The 17,680-nt window shown below is 57.8% G+C and carries 21 protein-coding genes; 18 read left to right on the top strand and 3 right to left on the bottom strand.

Annotated elements, in window-relative coordinates:
• Positions 1–14 precede the first annotated feature (14 nt).
• The 4 genes from rplI to CTT34_RS12730 all read left to right on the top strand — a co-directional run bounded on the left by rplI (position 15) and on the right by CTT34_RS12730 (position 2,826).
• Positions 15–461 carry a 50S ribosomal protein L9 gene (gene rplI / locus CTT34_RS12745; protein WP_044628492.1) on the top strand — a complete coding sequence of 149 codons (447 nt, stop codon included), beginning with the start codon at positions 15–17 and terminating at the stop codon, positions 459–461.
• Between the two features lie 158 nt (positions 462–619).
• Positions 620–2,008, top strand: a complete 1,389-nt coding sequence (gene dnaB, locus CTT34_RS12740; RefSeq protein WP_139526810.1) for a replicative DNA helicase — start codon at positions 620–622, stop codon at positions 2,006–2,008.
• 82 nt (positions 2,009–2,090) lie between these two features.
• Positions 2,091–2,384, top strand: a complete 294-nt coding sequence (locus CTT34_RS12735) for a hypothetical protein (RefSeq protein ID WP_044628494.1) — start codon at positions 2,091–2,093, stop codon at positions 2,382–2,384.
• Between the two features lie 139 nt (positions 2,385–2,523).
• Positions 2,524–2,826: a DUF6482 family protein gene (locus tag CTT34_RS12730; RefSeq protein ID WP_159342762.1), complete on the top strand. Its 303-nt coding sequence runs from the start codon at positions 2,524–2,526 to the stop codon at positions 2,824–2,826.
• Between the two features lie 13 nt (positions 2,827–2,839).
• On the opposite strand, the gene CTT34_RS12725 is transcribed toward CTT34_RS12730, so the two are convergent.
• Together CTT34_RS12725 and CTT34_RS12720 are read right to left on the bottom strand one after the other, a co-directional pair.
• The gene (locus tag CTT34_RS12725) at positions 2,840–3,244 is read right to left on the bottom strand and encodes a thiol-disulfide oxidoreductase DCC family protein (protein WP_159342761.1); all 405 of its coding nucleotides are present in this window, start codon (positions 3,242–3,244) and stop codon (positions 2,840–2,842) included.
• Positions 3,241–4,854 (bottom strand): cryptochrome/photolyase family protein, encoded by a 1,614-nt coding sequence (locus CTT34_RS12720; protein WP_159342760.1) that lies wholly within the window; start codon positions 4,852–4,854, stop codon positions 3,241–3,243. Before CTT34_RS12720 ends, CTT34_RS12725 begins: the two co-directional genes overlap by 4 nt.
• A 109-nt stretch (positions 4,855–4,963) precedes the next feature.
• On the opposite strand from CTT34_RS12720, the gene hemH reads away from it, so the two are divergent.
• From hemH to rloA3, 13 genes are all read left to right on the top strand, one after another.
• Positions 4,964–6,043, top strand: a complete 1,080-nt coding sequence (hemH, locus tag CTT34_RS12715) for a ferrochelatase (protein WP_159342759.1) — start codon at positions 4,964–4,966, stop codon at positions 6,041–6,043.
• 200 nt (positions 6,044–6,243) lie between these two features.
• Entirely contained in the window at positions 6,244–8,592 is a 2,349-nt protein-coding gene (locus CTT34_RS12710) for a putative monovalent cation/H+ antiporter subunit A (RefSeq protein WP_159342758.1), read from the top strand.
• The gene (locus CTT34_RS12705; protein ID WP_159342757.1) at positions 8,585–9,016 is read left to right on the top strand and encodes a Na+/H+ antiporter subunit B; all 432 of its coding nucleotides are present in this window, start codon (positions 8,585–8,587) and stop codon (positions 9,014–9,016) included. The genes CTT34_RS12710 and CTT34_RS12705 overlap by 8 nt, the downstream gene beginning before the upstream one ends.
• Positions 9,017–9,049: 33 nt before the next feature.
• Positions 9,050–9,397 carry a Na+/H+ antiporter subunit C gene (locus CTT34_RS12700; protein ID WP_159342756.1) on the top strand — a complete coding sequence of 116 codons (348 nt, stop codon included), beginning with the start codon at positions 9,050–9,052 and terminating at the stop codon, positions 9,395–9,397.
• Positions 9,394–10,995 carry a Na+/H+ antiporter subunit D gene (locus CTT34_RS12695; protein WP_159342755.1) on the top strand — a complete coding sequence of 534 codons (1,602 nt, stop codon included), beginning with the start codon at positions 9,394–9,396 and terminating at the stop codon, positions 10,993–10,995. Before CTT34_RS12700 ends, CTT34_RS12695 begins: the two co-directional genes overlap by 4 nt.
• A complete protein-coding gene (locus CTT34_RS12690; protein ID WP_159342754.1) occupies positions 10,992–11,465 on the top strand; it encodes a Na+/H+ antiporter subunit E in 474 nt (157 codons plus the stop codon). Before CTT34_RS12695 ends, CTT34_RS12690 begins: the two co-directional genes overlap by 4 nt.
• Complete coding sequence (locus CTT34_RS12685; protein ID WP_044628502.1) at positions 11,465–11,734, top strand: MrpF/PhaF family protein; 270 nt, start codon at positions 11,465–11,467, stop codon at positions 11,732–11,734. The genes CTT34_RS12690 and CTT34_RS12685 overlap by 1 nt, the downstream gene beginning before the upstream one ends.
• A complete protein-coding gene (gene mnhG / locus CTT34_RS12680; protein ID WP_044628503.1) occupies positions 11,727–12,131 on the top strand; it encodes a monovalent cation/H(+) antiporter subunit G in 405 nt (134 codons plus the stop codon). Before CTT34_RS12685 ends, mnhG begins: the two co-directional genes overlap by 8 nt.
• Before the next feature lie 194 nt (positions 12,132–12,325).
• Positions 12,326–12,502, top strand: coding sequence for a DUF2256 domain-containing protein (locus CTT34_RS12675; RefSeq protein WP_083025732.1), 177 nt, complete (start codon positions 12,326–12,328; stop codon positions 12,500–12,502).
• Positions 12,486–13,907: a DASH family cryptochrome gene (locus tag CTT34_RS12670; protein WP_159342753.1), complete on the top strand. Its 1,422-nt coding sequence runs from the start codon at positions 12,486–12,488 to the stop codon at positions 13,905–13,907. Before CTT34_RS12675 ends, CTT34_RS12670 begins: the two co-directional genes overlap by 17 nt.
• 2 nt (positions 13,908–13,909) lie before the next feature.
• A complete protein-coding gene (locus CTT34_RS12665) occupies positions 13,910–14,356 on the top strand; it encodes a DUF3429 domain-containing protein (protein WP_159342752.1) in 447 nt (148 codons plus the stop codon).
• 182 nt (positions 14,357–14,538) lie between these two features.
• Entirely contained in the window at positions 14,539–15,699 is a 1,161-nt protein-coding gene (locus CTT34_RS12660; RefSeq protein ID WP_159342751.1) for a lytic murein transglycosylase, read from the top strand.
• Between the two features lie 68 nt (positions 15,700–15,767).
• On the top strand, positions 15,768–16,322 hold the full coding sequence (gene rloA3, locus CTT34_RS12655; RefSeq protein ID WP_159342750.1) for a retropepsin-like aspartic peptidase RloA3: 555 nt from the start codon (positions 15,768–15,770) through the stop codon (positions 16,320–16,322).
• A 19-nt stretch (positions 16,323–16,341) separates the two neighbouring features.
• On the opposite strand, the gene CTT34_RS12650 is transcribed toward rloA3, so the two are convergent.
• Complete coding sequence (locus tag CTT34_RS12650; protein ID WP_159342749.1) at positions 16,342–17,052, bottom strand: 16S rRNA (uracil(1498)-N(3))-methyltransferase; 711 nt, start codon at positions 17,050–17,052, stop codon at positions 16,342–16,344.
• Positions 17,053–17,187: 135 nt separating this feature from the next.
• Here CTT34_RS12650 and phaR point away from each other — a divergent pair, with 135 nt between their 5' ends.
• The gene (gene phaR, locus CTT34_RS12645) at positions 17,188–17,652 is read left to right on the top strand and encodes a polyhydroxyalkanoate synthesis repressor PhaR (protein WP_159342748.1); all 465 of its coding nucleotides are present in this window, start codon (positions 17,188–17,190) and stop codon (positions 17,650–17,652) included.
• The last annotated feature ends 28 nt before the right edge of the window (positions 17,653–17,680 follow it).

The following is a 17,680-nucleotide window of genomic DNA, read 5'->3' as shown; positions in this document are numbered from 1 at the left end:
AAGAGGTTTACGAGATGGAAGTCATTCTGCTCGACAACATTGGTAAGCTGGGCGGCCTGGGTGACAAGGTCACTGTTAAGCCCGGTTATGGTCGTAACTACTTGGTGCCTTACGGCTTAGCCGTACCGGCCACCAAAGAAAACGTAGAAGCGTTTGAAGCACAGCGTGCCGAGCTCGAAGCTCAAGCCGCTGAGCGTAAAGCAGAAGCCCAAGCACGCGCTGAGCAACTGAACGACATCGAACTGTCGTTGGTTTCTAAAGCGGGCGACGAAGGCAAGCTGTTCGGCTCTATCGGTCCGCGTGATCTGGCCGACGCCATCTCCTCTGCTGGCATCGAAGTTGCCAAGAGCGAAGTGCGTATGCCGCAGGGCCCGATTCGTCAAACTGGCGAATACGACATCGACCTCCACCTGCATGCAGAAGTGGATGCCGTTGTACGCGTGGTGGTTGTCGCCGAGTAATCTCGCTCGTCAACGCTAACGCCTCAAAGGGCGCGGGACCTCCCGCGCCCTTTGTCTTTTCTGAGCCGCTGACGAGTGTGATTTGGCCAGTGGTGTGAAGGAAGCAGCCCGGCTAAGATAAGCGCCGTTGGCAATGCGTTACTTTTAAGGAGCTCGCTATGCAGGACCAGCCCTCTGCTGATCAGGAAACGGCGGCGTTAAAGCTGCCGCCGCACTCGCTAGAGGCGGAGCAGTCGGTGTTAGGCGGGCTCATGCTAGATAACCAAGCCTGGGATAACGTATCCGAGCGTTTGGTAGCAGACGATTTTTATCGCTATGAGCACCGTTTGGTGTTCAACGTCATGATTCACTTGGCGGAATCGGGACAGCCGCTCGATGTCGTCACGCTTTCTGAAGCGCTGGAAGCGCGGGACCAGTTGGATACCGTCGGCGGGCTTGGGTTTCTGGCGGAGCTTGCCCGCAATACGCCCTCGGCCAGCAACATACGCGCCTACGCGGATATCGTTCGCGAACGTGCCACGCTGCGTAAGCTGATTCGGGCAGCTAACCAAATTGCCGAAGGGGCGTTCTCGCCGCAGGGGCGACCTGCCGATGAGCTGTTGAACGAAGCCGAGCGGCTGGTGTTTCAAATTGCCGAAGAGCGCCCCAAAACCGGTGGTCCGATCGGTATGAGCGACCTGCTCACCAAAGCGGTCGACCGCATCGATGAGCTCTTCAACCTCAAAGGGGAGATGACCGGCCTCTCCACCGGTTTCCGCGATCTGGACGAGATGACCTCGGGCCTGCAGCCCTCCGACTTGGTGATCATCGCCGGGCGTCCGTCGATGGGTAAGACGACTTTCGCCATGAACTTGGTCGAGCATGCAGTCATCTCCAGCGACAAGCCGGTCATGGTGTTTTCCATGGAGATGCCCGCAGAATCGCTGATGCTGCGTATGCTCTCTTCACTGGGGCGCATCGACCAAACGCGAGTTCGCTCGGGCCAGCTGGAAGATGAGGATTGGCCGCGACTTACGTCGGCCGTCAATCTTCTAAAAGACAAGCAGCTGTTCATCGATGATACCGCCGCGCTCTCACCCAACGAGATGCGTTCGCGGCTGCGTCGTATCGTACGTGAGCACGGCAACATGGCGCTGATCATGATCGACTATCTGCAGCTGATGCAGATTCCCGGCTTTTCCGAAAACCGTACGGGGGAGATCTCCGAGATTTCGCGCTCCTTGAAAGGCTTGGCAAAAGAGTTCAACTGCCCGGTCGTGGCGCTTTCGCAGCTGAACCGCTCGCTAGAGCAGCGCCCCAACAAGCGACCCGTGATGTCGGATTTGAGGGAGTCGGGCGCGATCGAGCAGGATGCGGACGTCATCGCCTTCGTGTACCGAGATGAGGTGTATAACCCGGACAACCCGGATAACCAGGGTATTGCGGAGCTCATCATTGGTAAGCAGCGTAACGGGCCGATTGGCACCGTCCACATGGCCTTCATAGGCAAGTACACGCGCTTCGAGGACTTGGCACCCGACAGCTACGGCGAAGCGTTTGGCGATTAACTTGAGCGTCATGGGGGAGAACGTATAATGCGCACCCTCATGAGCAGTTCGCCTCGAGCAGATAGAGAGACAGGAGTTACAAATGGCAGGTGGTTTTAGGCGCGGTAACCGCAAACGTCTTCCGAAACTGGAAGGCCGTGGTGAGCTCCAGTCGCTAGAGCGCGAAGGCCCTTTCAAAGAGTGGCTGGGCATGCCCGACCTTTATCGCTACTTTTTGGTGGTGGAAGGGGAGAAGTACAGCTACCAAACCGAAGATGCTGAACTTCCCGTCGCGGTGGGCGATAAAGTGGTCTTTCGTTACAAAGAGACCAAAGGCGGTAACTGGATCGATCGTAACTCGCTGGGCAAGGCGATCGACCCGTCCGAGTATCAATAAGTCGACCATAAGTTGACGATAAAGGCAGGAACTCTTTTCTGTTATTGCCGTCTTAGGCGGTTAGTGCCAAGGTAATATAATTGTCATGGAGCCACGTCATGCTGTGCTCCATGACGATGACCAATAACAGGAGGGAACCATGGAACTGAAAGCGTTAAAACAGTTCGTCGCGAATCACGACAATTTCGAAATTCGTGTCATTACCCATTCGGGTAGCCGTTTTTACCAAGTCGAGCTGGAAGATGTTGAAGGCGAGCGTCACATGCTGATGCAGCGCGGCAAGCCGATGCTGTTTCGCTCACTGGACGACGTTTATTTAGAGCTAAAACGCGCAGGCATTCATCGCGCTTACTTGGTGCAGCACGTGCCCCAAGACGAAGTGATTGGTCGCGACGCTCATTACAGCGCGCCGCTCACCTCGCGTATGCCTCTGGTGTTTTAATTCCTCCGCTGAATCATTGAGCGGCGTTACCCTGACGTTTTTCCCACCACCGCCCCAGCCGAATACGGCGACGGGCAAAGAAACGGTAGCCTGCATCCATCATGCTGCGCAGGCCCGGTAAGCAAGATAGCCTTACCAGCCGCCGGTAGCCCAACACCGCATAGAGGGCCCGGCTGGCGTCCATACCGATGAACCATCTCCCCTCGCGATCTTGCAAATGCAGTTGACCCATCATGGTGTCGAAACTGCGGCCTACCTCCTCTGGTTTGAACTCGCTGCTCTGAATATCGACGAGCCGAACGCGTGACCGATGGCGATGTTTGGCAAGCCAAGCGACTTCCACTCGGCAAAAGGGGCAGTGCCCGTCATGGTAGAGCGTGACCGGGGCCTGGGCATCTAGCGTGGCGAAGCGGCTCATGAGCGTTTCTCCGAGTCAGACGTAGAGGAGGAGTGTTGGGCTGTAGAGGCATAGCCCTTCGTGTGCGCCGGTTGGCCGTAACCGGCGCTGGTGGGTAGTTTGGCAAGGAATTGCTCGGCCTGCTGGCGAATGGCCTCGCGCTTCTCCTCTTTCATGCGTCCTAGCGATCCATAGATGAGCTTCATTCGTGGGTTACGGTTGAGCTGTTCCGCATTGGTTTCCAAAAAATGCCAGTAAAGGCTGTTGAAGGGGCAGGCTTTGGGGCCGGTCATCTGTTTGGGGGAGTAGCGACAGTGTTGGCAGTGATCAGACATTTTGTCGATGTATTTACCCGAGGCACAGTAAGGCTTGGAGCCCATCAAGCCGCCATCGGCGTGCAGCACCATGCCCAGCGTGTTGGGCAGTTCGACCCATTCGCAAGCATCGGCATATACGGCGAGGTACCAATCGCACAGCGCTTCAGGCTTGACGCCGCACAGCAGGGCAAAGTTGCCGGTGACCATGAGGCGCTGAATATGATGCGCGTAGCTATTGTCGATGGTCATTTGAATGGCGCGTTGGAGGCAGCGCATGTCGGTGTTGGCGTCCCAGTAAAACCCGGGCAGCTCGCGGGTGAAGCCTAGCTGGTTTGCCTGCTTGTACCCGGGCATTTGCGTCCAGTAGAGCCCGCGCACGTATTCGCGCCAGCCGAGTATTTGGCGGATGAAACCCTCTACCGCATTGATAGGCGCTTTGCCAGCATGGTAGTGCGCCTCGGCGGCGTCACACACTTCCATCGGTGAGAGCAGACCGATATTCATCGCTGCAGAGAGGCGTGAGTGATACAAAAAGGGTTCTCGGTCGCTGATGGCATCTTGATAGCGGCCAAAGTCTGCCAGCCCGTGTTCGATGAAGTGATTCAGGTCGACCAGTGCCTGCCGCCGGGTGACCGGCAAGTTGAAGGTCTCCATCGTTCCCATGTGATCAGGGAAGTGGTCAGCGGCATCCTGGAGCGCTGCTTGAGTCACGTCATCCTTGCCGTGGTTAGGCAGCGCAGGAAAGCTCAGCGATGCGTCGATGGGCTCGCGGTTGTCATGGTCGTAGTTCCACTGCCCGCCAAGCGGCGTGTCGCCTTCCATGAGCAGGCCGGTGCGCTTGCGTTGCTCGCGGTAGAAGTACTCTAGGCGCAGCTGTTTGCGGCCCTCCGCCCAGCGTGAAAAGTCGTCCGGTGTGGTGAAGAAGCGGTTATCTTCCCATAGCTGCCAGGGGAGGGCGTTGTGTTGGCGCTGCTGCATATCGTTCCACAGCCGCCACTCGCCGGGGCGGGTAACGCGAATTTCATCACAGCCGTACTGGTTGGCGAGCCGCTCGGCTTCTTCTATCAACGACTGGGTGTTATCGCCATCATTGATGCGGCTGTAGTGCACCGTATAGCCTTTGTCTCTCAAGGCGTCGGCAAAGTGGCGCATGGCGGCCATGAAAAGACCGATCTTATGCAGATGATGCGGCACGTAGCGTGCCTCTTCGGCCACTTCGCACATCGCCACCACCGCATTGGAAGGCGCTTCGCGAAGGGTTGGCAGCGTCAGCGTGAGCTGATCACCCAGTACCAGGAGTAACGGCTTGGACATGAGTTGGCCTGCAGTTATACAAATAATGCTGATAGTATAACTTTATGCCGCGACTTTGCCGAAAAGTGTTAAGATTTTGCCCATTACGTACACCCGAGGAGTTAGCGAGATGGCCGATAGCATCGTGAAGGATCAACCCGGTGAGGGGCGCTTGGCCCACGCGCCCAGCAGCCACCCTGCCGTTCCCCGCGCCAAGGTGGGCGTCGTTCTAGCGAACCTGGGAACGCCCGATGCCACCGACTACTGGTCCATGCGTCGCTATCTCAGCGAGTTCTTGTCCGATAAACGAGTCGTAGATTATGCCGGATGGAAATGGCAGCCTCTTTTGCAGCTCATCATCCTGACCAAGCGTCCGTTCTCCTCGGGCAACGCGTACAAAAGCATCTGGAATAACGAGAAGAACGAAAGCCCGTTGCTGACCATCACCCGTGCGCAAACGGAAAAAATGACCGAGCGCCTGAAAGCGCTTTATGGCGACGATGTCGAGGTCGATTTCTGTATGCGCTACGGCAATCCTTCCACGGACAGCGTGCTCAAACGCATGAAAGAGAAGGGTTGTGAGCGCATTGTCTTCTTCCCGCTCTATCCGCAGTACGGCTCGCCCACTACCGCTACTGCCAATGACCAAGCGTTTCGCACGCTGATGAAAATGAAGTGGCAGCCCTATATCCGTACCGTGCCGGCCTATTTCGAGCATCCGGCGTATATTCAGGCGTTGGCTAACTCGGTACAAGAGGCGTACGACGGCTTCGAGAGCCGTCCTACCAAGCTCGTGGCGAGCTATCACGGCGTGCCGGAGCGCTATTTGATGGAAGGGGACCCTTACCACTGCCAGTGTCAGAAAACCACGCGTCTACTGCGTGAAACGCTGGGACTGAGCAAAGAGGAGGTCGATACCGCTTTCCAGTCCCAGTTTGGCCCTGAGAAGTGGGTGGGTCCGCAAACGGTGGATCACGTTGCCGAGCTGGCGAAACAGGGGCACAAGCATATTGCCATCCTCTCTCCAGCGTTCTCTTCCGACTGTGTGGAAACCCTGGAAGAGATCAAAGAGGAGATCCACGACAGCTTCATGGAGGCTGGCGGTGAAACCTTCAGCTACATTCCCTGCTTGAATGATCGTGATGATCATATCGACGCCTTGCTGGCGGTGGTCAATAACGAGCTGTCAGGCTGGCTGCCGACACCGTAACGTCACACGGTTGCTATCAAAACCGTCTAGCGTATCGCGCTAGGCGGTTTTTTATTGGAACCGACTTTTCTAGAAAACGAAGCAGGGCTGGTATAAGGTTTGTGTATATAAAATCACACTTATTCAACGCTCAAGCAGCTTATGCAAATGTGTAAGCCGCTGGTTAGGATGAAAAAACGTCACTAGGGAGAAAGCGTCGGATGCAATTTGCCGTATTAATGGGCTTCGTGTTGGCAGCGTTGTCGCCGCTGCTCAACCGCTGGTTTGGAGAGCGCGCAAGCCTCGTGCTTGCGCTGTTTCCGGCGCTCCTGGCCGGTTGGCTGCTGAGTCAGGCACCTCTGGTCCTCCAAGAAGGCCCGCAGTTGTTGGCGTGGGCGTGGGTGCCCTCGCTGGGTATCAGCCTGAGTTTTCTGCTCGATGGCCTGTCGTTGCTGTTTGGTTTGCTGATCACGGTGATCGGCACCTGCGTACTGGTTTATGCCGGTGGCTATTTGAAAGGCCACCCCGATGTCGCTCGTTTCCACTTGGCCCTGGTTGCCTTCATGGCATCCATGCTGGGGCTCGTACTCGCCGATGGATTGCTCACGCTCTTTATCTTTTGGGAGCTGACCAGCATCACGTCTTATCTGCTGATTGGCTTCAATCACACGGATATCGAGGCGCGTAAATCTGCGCGGCAAGGTCTATTCGTCACGGTTGCCGGAGGCCTGGCCCTAATGGCCGGGCTGGTGCTACTGGGGGTAGCCAGCGGTCACTGGTCGTTTCATGAGATTCTGCAGTCAGATGAAGACCTACGTCAGCATGCTCTCTACACTCCCATGCTGGTCTGTCTGTTGCTGGGGGCCTTTACCAAGTCGGCACAGTTCCCGTTTCACTTTTGGTTGCCCAACGCCATGGCCGCTCCGACCCCCGTATCGGCTTATCTGCACTCTGCCACCATGGTGAAAGCGGGCATTTATTTACTGGCGCGGCTGCAGCCGGAACTGGGCGGCACGGCCATGTGGATGACGCTGCTCTCTGTGGTCGGGGCGACGACCATGCTGACCGGCGCTTTCCTGGCGATTCACCACACCAATATCAAGAAGCTATTGGCGTACTCGACGGTCATGGCGCTGGGAACGTTGACCATGCTGTTGGGGATTGGCTCGGAGTACGCCATGACCGCGTTCGTCACCTTTTTGCTGGCCCACTCCTTGTATAAAGGAGCGTTGTTTATGGTTGCGGGTATTCTGGACCATGAAACGGGCACCAAAGACGTGACTGCCATGGGAGGGCTACGCAGCGTCATGCCCGTGACGGCAGTGATTGCCATGGTGGCGGCGCTTTCTCTGGCGGGGGTGCCGCCGCTGCTGGGCTTTATCGGTAAAGAGCTGATGCTGGAAGCAGCGCTAGGCGCCGAGCGCGTTCAATGGATGTTGGTGGTGTTTGCCTTCCTAGCCGCCGTGCTGACCATTGCGGTGGCGGCCATCATCGCGCTGAGACCTTTTTATGGCGCACGCCATGAGACGCCCCAAACGCCCCATGAGGCGCCGCTGAGCATGCTGATTGGCCCCGCGCTGCTAGCCTTTGGCTCCCTCGCGCTGGGTTTGGCGCCAGCTATGTTGGGGGCTGACGCGTTATTGACGTCGGCCGCCACGGCCGTTGCGGGGCAGTCACTGCCGGTCTCGCTATCGTTGTGGTATGGCATCAATGTGGCGCTGATCATGTCGGTGGTTAGCCTGATGCTCGGTTTCTTGCTCTTCAAACGGTGGGACAGCGTGCGCGGCCAGCTAGCCAGATTGTCGCCCGTGATGCGCTACGGCCCTGAAGCGGGCTATGAAGGGCTTATGAACGGCATCGTGCATTTTTCGGAATGGCAAACGCGCGTGCTACAAAATGGCTACATGCGTAACTACATTCTGGTCATGCTGGTGGTGCTCATTGCGCTGATCGGTAACTCCATCCTACTGCGCCATTCGCCTCAGCTGGCGCTTACGCTAGACGTGCGTTTTCACGAAGTGATCGTGGTGGGCACCATGGCCATGGGGGCTCTGTTTGCCACGATTTCACGCTCCCGCCTGGGGGCGGTGGTATCCGTGGGGATCATGGGCTTCTCGATTGCGCTGATCTTCATTCTCTTCAGCGCGCCAGACCTCGGGATCACGCAGCTGCTCGTGGAGACCATGACGGTCATCCTTCTGGTACTGGTGCTCTTCCGCTTGCCGCGTTTCTCCAACCTCTCCACCCACCTGGAGCGCATTCGCGACGGGGCCGTGGCGGCAACCATGGGCGTGCTGATTTTCCTGCTGATCATGACCGCTTGGAGCATCGACCAGTTCGAAACCATTTCGACCTATATGGTGGATAACAGCGCACCGCTTGCCCATGGCCGGAATATCGTCAACGTCATCTTGGTCGATTACCGTGCCCTCGATACGCTGGGTGAGATGTTCGTGTTGGCGCTGGCCGCGATTGGCGTGATCGCCATGCTGAAGCTTCGCCACGGTGGAAAGGCAGGCAACACCGCGGACGGCGAGAAAGCCAGCGTGAAGGAGCCCTACGATGGTTAAGTCAGGCACGATTATTTTGAATACGGCGGCGCGCTTTCTTATGCCGCTGCAGCTCATGTTTTCGGTATTTCTGTTACTGCGAGGCCACGATGAGCCGGGGGGCGGCTTTATTGCTGGGCTAGTGGCTGCGGGCGCCTTCACCCTGTACCTGTTCGCCTTTGGGGTGAGTGCCACCAAGGAGGTGCTGCGCATGGTCGACCCACGGGATTTGATTGGCGCAGGCCTGCTGTTGGGGATGATCTCGGTGGTACCCGCGTGGTTCATGGGGCAACCCTTTCTTACCGCCCAGTGGTGGACGATTCCGGTGATCGACTTCAAAGCCTCGACGCCGCTGATTTTCGATATCGGGGTGTACTTGGCGGTACTGGGCTCGGTCACCGGCATGGTCATGGCGCTGATGGAGGTGGATAAAGATGAGCCTTGAGTTACCCCTTCCGATGACCGCAGGAGGATACCCATGGAACCGTTGATGGCATTGGCGATTGGCCTGCTATACGCGACCGCTATTTTCATGATGTTGCGCCGCTCCATCGTCAAGCTGGTGATTGGCTTATTGCTGCTTTCCAACGCCGCCAACTTGCTGATTTTTACCACCGCTGGGATGACCCGAGGCGCGCCGCCGCTGATCCCCGAGGGGATGATGCAGCCGCTTGGCGAAGTCGCTGACCCGCTGCCACAAGCGGTGGTGTTGACCGCCATCGTAATTGCTTTTGGGGTGCTGGCGTTTGCGGTGGTGCTGATTCGCCGGGCCTACGAAATCGTTAAGGCAGATGATTTGGACAAGATGAAGGATACCGACACGTGAGGCCTGAAGTCGCACTTCCCATTCTACTGCCGCTGCTTTCGGGGGCTGTTTCGCTGATGTTCTGGCGCTCGCGGCCCATGCAGCGCTTTATCGCCGTCGCGGGCAATGTCGCGTTATTCCTCGTGAGCCTTTGGCTGTTTGTCGCGGTGTTGGAGGATGGCTACATCACCATGCAAATGGGTAGCTGGCCAGCGCCGTTCGGCATCACCCTCGTCGCCGACATGCTCAGTGCGGTGATGATTCTGCTCACCGGGATCATTGGCTTGGCCATGGGGGTCTACTCGCTGGCGACCACTGGTCGAGGGCATGAACGGTTTGGCTACTATCCCCTCATGCATCTGCTGCTGGCCGGTGTGGCGGGGGCTTTTCTGACTGGCGATATCTTCAACCTCTATGTGTGGTTCGAAGTCATGCTGGTGGCCTCGTTTGCGCTACTGACGCTGGGAGGCGAACGCGCGCAGATGGAAGGGGCCATCAAGTACGTGACGCTCAACCTGCTGGCGTCAGTGATTTTCCTCAGTGCCGTTGGGTTGCTCTACGGGACGGTGGGGACACTCAACATGGCCGATATCGCCCTGCGCATGGATGTCGCCGAACACAGCGGCATGGTCGAGGTGTTGGCAGTGATGTTCATGGTGGCCTTTGGTATCAAGGCGGCCGCTTTTCCGCTGTTTTTCTGGTTGCCCGCCTCTTACCATACGCCGCCTGTGGCGGTCTCCGCGCTGTTTGCGGGCCTGCTGACCAAGGTGGGGGTTTACTCGCTGTTTCGGGTGTTCACGCTGATTTTCGATCAGACCATGGGCTACCTTCAGGACATCATGCTGTGGGGGGCGGTCATCACCATGGTGACCGGCGTATTGGGCGCCGCCGCCCAGTACGAGTTTCGACGTATCCTCTCGTTCCATATCGTCAGCCAAATTGGCTATATGTTGTTGGGGCTGGCGCTCTACACACCGCTGGCGATTGCCGGCGGCGTGTTCGCCATCATGCACAACATCATCGTCAAGACGAACTTGTTCTTGATCAGCGGTATTACACATCGCCTGCAGGGCACTTATCAGCTCAAGAAGATGGGCGGGCTCTATCGTGAGCGTCCCTGGCTGGCCGTGGCGTTTTTCATCAGCGCTTTCTCTCTGGCGGGCATCCCACCGCTATCGGGCTTCTTTGCGAAGTTCGTGCTGGTGCGTGCAGGCCTGGAGGCCGAGGCATACGTGGCGACCGGCATTGCCTTGGCCGTGGGGCTGATGACGCTCTACTCCATGGTGAAGATCTGGAACGAAGTGTTCTGGAAAGCGCTGCCGGAGGAGAACCAAGTGCCGCAAACGCCGACTCCGACAGGGGACGATGGGCGATTATTGAAGCCTAGCCTGTGGATGATGTATCTGCCTGTCGTGGTGCTCGCGACGATGTCGCTGCTGATTGGCGTCTTTGCAGAGCCCCTCATGCTGGTGATGAACCAAATAGGGGAGCAGTTGATGACGCCTTCAGGCTATATCGAAGCGGTTCTGGGCGCCTCCGCCAGTGCAGAAGCGGCGCTGCTGGAGCCCGTCGACATACAGGCCGAACGTGTCGATAACCACCTGGAGGAGACACCATGACGGGCGCCATTTGGAACCTTTTGCTTGGTTTGGCCTGGGTACTGCTCAGCGGCGATTTCTCCGGGTTGAACTTATTGGTGGGGATGATTTTTGGCTACATCGCGTTGCTGCTGATCGAGCCTCAAGTCGATGGGTTGAAGGGCTATCCGGCCCGCGTGCCGCGCTTCATTGGCTTTCTTGGATTTTTCATCAAAGAGCTGGTGCAGGCTAACCTGCGCGTGGCGTTCGATATCTTGACGCCGCCGTGGCACATGCAGCCAGGGGTCATCGCTTTGCCGCTTTCGGCGCGTACCGAGATGGAGATTACCATGGTGGCCAATTTGATTTCCCTGACGCCTGGGACCCTCAGTTTGGACGTGTCGGATGATCGTAAGGTGCTGTATATCCACGCGATGTTCCTAGATGACGAAGAGGAGCTGCGACGCAACTTGAAAGAGATGGAACACCGGGCACTGGAGCTATTTCGTTAATGGAAACCGTGATCTTAATCAGTCAGGTGATTATGGGGCTCGCGCTGGTACTCACGTTCGTGCGCGTGGTCCGCGGCCCCAGCCTGCCAGACCGCGTCGTGGCGCTGGAGCTGTTCTCGACGACGGTCGTAGGCCTGGTCGGCGTGTATGCTATTCAATCGGGCGTCTCCAGCTTTTTGGATGCGGCCATCGTCATCGCGCTGATGGGCTTTTTGGCTGCCATTGGCTTTGCACGCTTTTTGGAACGAGGAGGGCCGCGGGATGATTGACGTCATCAAGGGCGCCATGCTGCTCACGGGCTCGAGCTTCATGCTGTTGGCTGCCGTGGGGTTACTGCGCTTGCCCGATTTGTTGACCCGCATGCACGCCACCACCAAGGCGGCGGCCCTCGGGGTAATCCTCATCATGCTGGCCTCGGCCATGCATTTTGCCGAGGTAGGGGTCGTCGCGCGTTCGTTCGCGATCATCGTATTCATCTTGATCACTGCGCCCATTGCCGCCCACGTGATTGGCAGAGCTGGCTACTTCGTGGGCTCTCGGCTTTGGAGCGGCACGGTCAAAGATGAGCTGCGCCCTAACTACGATCCGCTCACCCACGAGCTGAAAAGCGGTATGGAGACGCAAGAAAACGCCAAGCGTCACCCACGTAATACCGATCCCGACTAACGTTAGGAGTCAACGTTATCGATGGAAGCCACCCGAGTTGGGTGGCTTTTTTTATACCCATCGTAAAAGAGCGCAGGTGCGTGTTACGGCAAAGTCGAGGTGTCAATTTATATACAATAATTGTACTGTATAAGTTATTATGTCCATGTATTACGGCGTGGCGTGGCACAGCCAGCACGCAGCGAGATGAATAGATGAGACGTAAACAAGACTTACCGCAAAAAGACTGCGTTCAATGCCAGCGCCCATTTACTTGGCGGAAAAAATGGGCGCGCTGCTGGGACGAGGTGCGCTTCTGCAGCGAACGCTGCCGTCGCGAGGCCAAGCAGCACAGCACGCCGAGGAGGCAAGAGCATGAACAGCACGACTGATATTGTCTGGCTGCAGGACAATCTGCGCGTTGCCGACAATCCTTTATTACATTTCGAACATTTCCCACACCAGCTGCTTTGTCTGTACGTGCTCGACCAGCGTTGGTTAACGGCTGCCGTGCCGGGGGAGTCCACGCCCAGGCTGGGTCCAGCGCGGCTGCGCTTTTTATGGCAAAGCCTGATGGAACTGCGTGGCGAGCTGTTGCAGCGTGGCAGCGATCTGTTAGTGCGTATTGGCGACCCGGCCGAGGTCGTGGTCGAGTTGGCGACCACGCTCAATGCGCGGCAAGTGCGGGTAGCCGAACACTCCGGCTGTGAAGAGTCGGATAACATCACCCGTGCGGCTGCCAACCTGCCCAAAGGCTGTCAGCTCTATCGTGCGGATAGCGGTTACTTGATCGATGCCGCTGCGCTGCCGTTCGATCTAGCAGACCTGCCAGCCAGCTTCTCTGCCTTTCGGCGTAGCGTCGAAAAGCAGTGTGAAATACCGGCTCCCAAGCCTGCGCCAATCACCTTACCGTGTTGGCCCGAAGGCGCGCCGCGCGGTTTCCCGCCGTTAAAATCCGTGTGTGAAACCAGTGCGGCCTGGCAGCCCGACCAGCGTCAGGGGTTCGTGTTCGTGGGCGGCGAGTCGGCGGCCAACGACCGATTACAGCACTATATCTGGCGTCAGAACGGGGCGGAGTCTTACAAGAAAACGCGTAACGGTCTGTTGGGTGCCAACTTTTCGACGCGTTTTTCTCCTTGGCTTGCCCGTGGCTGCTTGTCTGCTCGTCAAGCGCATCGAGAAGTCAAAGCATGGGAGTCCGAACACGGTAGCTGCGAATCGAGCTACTGGATTGTCTTCGAGCTTCTATGGCGCGACTACTTTCACCGCGCCGCACAGTTGGAAGGGGCCTCCCTGTTTGGTCGGGAGTCGCTGCCGCCAGCGAGCGAAGCCTTCGACACTTGGCGCAACGCGGAGACCGGCGTGCCGTTCATTGATGCGGCCATGCTCGAATTGAAGCGAACCGGCTGGATTTCCAACCGTGCCCGCCAGAACGTCGCCAGCTTCTTGGTAAAAGATTTGCAGGTAGATTGGCGGCTAGGCGCTTGGTGGTTCGAGCACTGCCTGATCGACTACGACGTGGCCAGCAACTGGGGCAATTGGCGCTACATTGCCGGGGTTGGGCGTGATCCGCGTCAGGATCGCTATTTCAATGTGTTGAAGCAAGCAGGGCATTACGATCCGAAAGGGCTGTACGTGGCCTATTGGTTACCCGCGCTGGAATCGTTACCCTTCGGTCTGGAGCGCCACCAGCCCTGGCGAGTGGCGCCTTCTCAATTTCAACCGCCCTGCGTGCTACCGGATGAGTGGCAGCGCTGGTTGATTGCCGCAACCGAATTCGAAGAGACGGATGAGTAACGATGGCGTTAATGGAGAGTGATCGGCGCGTCGCCTGGGGATTGGGCTTGGCGGGGCTGCTGCCGTTCATCGGTGGCGGCCTCGCCGCTTGGTGGGCACCGCCTGTCTGGCAGGTCAGTGCCATCTATGGCTTTACTTACTACAGCGCCGTGATTTTGTCGTTTTTAGGGGGCATTCATTGGGGCAGTGCGCTTCAAGTGCCCCGTGACAACAACGTACGGCGGCTAGTACTGGCCATGGTGCCCAGCCTGATTGCGTGGCCTGCTTTGCTGTTCAACACGGTGACCGGGCTTTGGGTACTGTTGGCAGGGTTTCTGTTGATGGGGGGCTACGATATTAGCAGGGAAGGGCGCGAAGGCTTTCCCAAGTGGTACCTCAGCTTGCGCTGTGTGCTAACGGCGGTCGTCGCCATATTCCATCTTATCGTGTTGTGGCGCTTGTCTCTCTGAGGCTGGTAACTCGCTTGTTTCTGAGCCATCATCAGCCTCACGCTAAGGATTGCCGAGAGATGAGTACTATGACGTCAAGCCCCAAGTCATTGACATGTAATGGTTCATTACGTGCCCGCCGCCATTTGCTATGGCCGCTGTTAGCCGCTGCGGCGGCAACTACTTTTTACGCCCCTGCTGTGATGGCTAACCCCCAGCTCATGACAGAAGTCGATGCCCGCGCGGCCGAAGAGGTGCGCTACGGTAACTTCAATGAGTGGCTCCGCGAGTTCCGCCGCTATGCGGCGACCCAAGGCATTAGCGAGGCGACCCTCGCATCGGCGTTCGATGGGCTGCGCTACCGCGAACGGGTCATTGAGTTAGATCGTTACCAGCCTGAGTTCGTCCGCGCGATTTGGCAATATTTGGACAGCGCCGTATCGAGCACGCGTGTCGCCAACGGTCAGGAAAAGCTCGCACAACATCGCGACACCGCTCAGGCGATGCAGCAGCGCTATGGCGTTCCCGCTGAGATCATCGTAGCGATTTGGGGCGTCGAGAGTAACTACGGCAGCAATTTTGGTGACTTTTCGACGCTCGAATCCCTCGCAACACTGGCTTACGACGGCCGCCGCCGGGAGTTCGCCCGGGGTGAGCTGCTGGCAGCGCTGCGTATCATCGATCAAGGGGATATTGCGGCCGAGCAGATGAAAGGCTCCTGGGCCGGGGCGATGGGGCATACCCAGTTCATTCCCAGCAGTTTCGAAGCCTACGCCGTGGATGGCGATGATGACGGGCGACGCGATATCTGGGGCAGTATTCCCGATGTCATGGCGTCGACGGCGAACTATCTGGCGCGCGCTGGCTGGCAGGCAGGCCAACCCTGGGGCGCCGAGGTCAGGCTACCCGACGACTTTGATTACGCGCAAACCGACCGCAAGAGCAGCGCCGACTGGGCTGCCCAGGGCGTGCGTGCCGTTCGTGGCGAGCTGCCGACTTTCGATAGCGCTGCGGTCATCGTTCCCGCCGGAGCGAGCGGTCCTGCGTTTATCGTCGGTCCCAACTTCCGTGCGATTCTGCGCTACAACAACGCCACGAGCTATGCTCTGGCGGTGGCGACGCTGGCCGATGCCATCGCTGGCCGTGACGGTATCGCACAGTCATGGCCAAGAGATGAGGCACCTTTGACGCGAGACGATGTCCGAACGCTCCAGCAGCGGTTGAACGAGGCCGGTTACGGCGTGGGTACGGCAGATGGCATCATGGGTCCGAATACCCAAGCGGGCCTGAGGGCGTTTCAGCGTGACCAAGGGCTCGTACCGGACGGCTTCGCGACTCAGTCGCTGCTGGAGCGGCTGCGCTAGGTAATATGCGCGGCTACGGTTGTTACGCATGATTCGAATCGTCAATGCCTCACCAAGGATGAGTCGTTATGGGAAAAGCAGGTCTAGGAGTATGGGGAGCCAGCGTGCTGGCCAGTGCTTTACTGATGGGAACGAGCGCGCAAGCGGAAGACAAGGTGTTTGGTTGGGTCGAAAACGCCTACATCGAGCCGTGGGGAATTGCCGTCAAAGCCAAGCTGGATAGCGGTGCGTTGACCTCTTCACTGGATGCCCGCGACATTGAAATGTTCGAAAAAGAGGGGGAAGAGTGGGTTCGCTTTCGCCTGAAGCTGGAAGATCAAGACAGTGGTGAAACGTTCAGCGACCAGATCGAGCGTCCGCTCTACCGTGAGCAAACCGTTCGAGGCGCTGGTGGCCGCGACGAGCGTCCGGTCGTGCTCATGGATGTTTGCATGGGCGATACCGTGTATGAAGAGCAGTTCAGCCTACGCAACCGTGAAGAGATGAACTACCCGCTGCTGCTAGGACGCCGCACCATCAGTCATTTAGGCTTGTTAGACGTGCGTAATACCTTCCTGCAAGAGCCCGGGTGTGGAGAAAACGCCCCCTACGTTCCCCACGACCCAGAAGACGAGCAGTCTTGATCGTCTAATTAGGCATGACTCAAAACAGCCGTGACAGCAGCGCCGTCACGGCTGTTTCGACGCGCAGAATACGTGGACCCAAGTGCATGCCTTCGCACCCTGCTTGAATTAGCTGTTCGACTTCCCATGGAATGAACCCGCCTTCTGGGCCGACCAGCAGCAGCGTTGGCGTATTGATACCGCGTGGGCAGGTATTCTCCATGCCGGGGTGGGCGACCAGCCCGCGGCGCTCTGCCAACAGCTCAGGAAGCTGCTCCTCTAAGAACGCTTTGAACCCTTTGCACAGCGTCACGTTGGGCAGCTGCGTATCCCGCGCTTGTTCAAGGCCCAGCACGAGGTGCTGGTGAATCTTGTCGGGCCGCAGCTCTGGCGATTGCCAGTAGCTCTTCTCCACCCGTTTCGCATGCAATAACGTGATCTCTTTCACGCCCAGCGCCGTGACGTGCTCCAGCGTTCGCGCCAACATGCGCGGGCGTGGTAGGGCCAGCACGAGATGAACGGGCAGGGCGGGAGGTGGCGTCTCCTTGAGCTCCTCCAGTGCGAACAGCGCCTGGTCAGGGCTGAGCGCTACCAGCGTGGCCTTTCCCATGGCACCGCCCTGAATGCCTACTGTGAGTCGGTCTCCCTCCTGGGCGCGATGCACGTCATGCAGATGGGTCAAGCGGCGCGCATCGGTAATCCGAGCGTGGTGAGCGTCGACCTCGCTCGGGTCTAGCAGTATCAAATTCATAGTCGTCGTCTATTGGTCAAAGGAAAGGCGTGCTTACCACCACTAATCCGCTAAGCTGGCTTGCATGGGCGCGTGTTGCAGGCACAATAGCAGCAACGGCGACAAAAGCCTTTATCGCGTTTAAGGAGATGCGCTGTGCGCGTAATTCGTAAATATGCCAACCGCAGGTTGTACGACACCCAGCAGAGCCGTTACGTCACGCTCGAGGATCTGCGGCGTCTCATCATTGAAGAAGAGCCGTTTCGCGTCGAAGATGCGAAAAGCGGCGAGGACCTGACGCGCACCATTCTACTGTCGATCATTATCGAACAAGAGCAGGCGGATAGTGAAGCCGAAGTGTTTTCGAACGATCTATTGGCGCAGCTGATTCGTGTGTATGACATGTCGTCACCACTGCCGTTGGCGCGCTATTTGGAGCAGGGCACGCAGCTGATGCTGGAGCAGCAAAAGCGCATGCAGACTCAGTGGCAGCAAGCCATGCGCCACTCGCCCATGGAATTCATGCGTGAGTTGGCCGAAGAGAATATGCGCTTTTGGCAAAACGCGCTCCATCAGCCCAATCCATCGGACGATGACGATACGTCGGATAAGCGTTCCTAAGGCCACGTTTTACGGTCCGTTGTGGCAT

Origin of the sequence: Halomonas meridiana (genome assembly GCF_009846525.1) — a bacterium.
Classification (GTDB): Bacteria; Pseudomonadota; Gammaproteobacteria; order Pseudomonadales; family Halomonadaceae; genus Vreelandella.
Note: the sequence above shows the minus strand (reverse complement) of the source record. Positions and strands in the feature narration are given on the sequence as shown.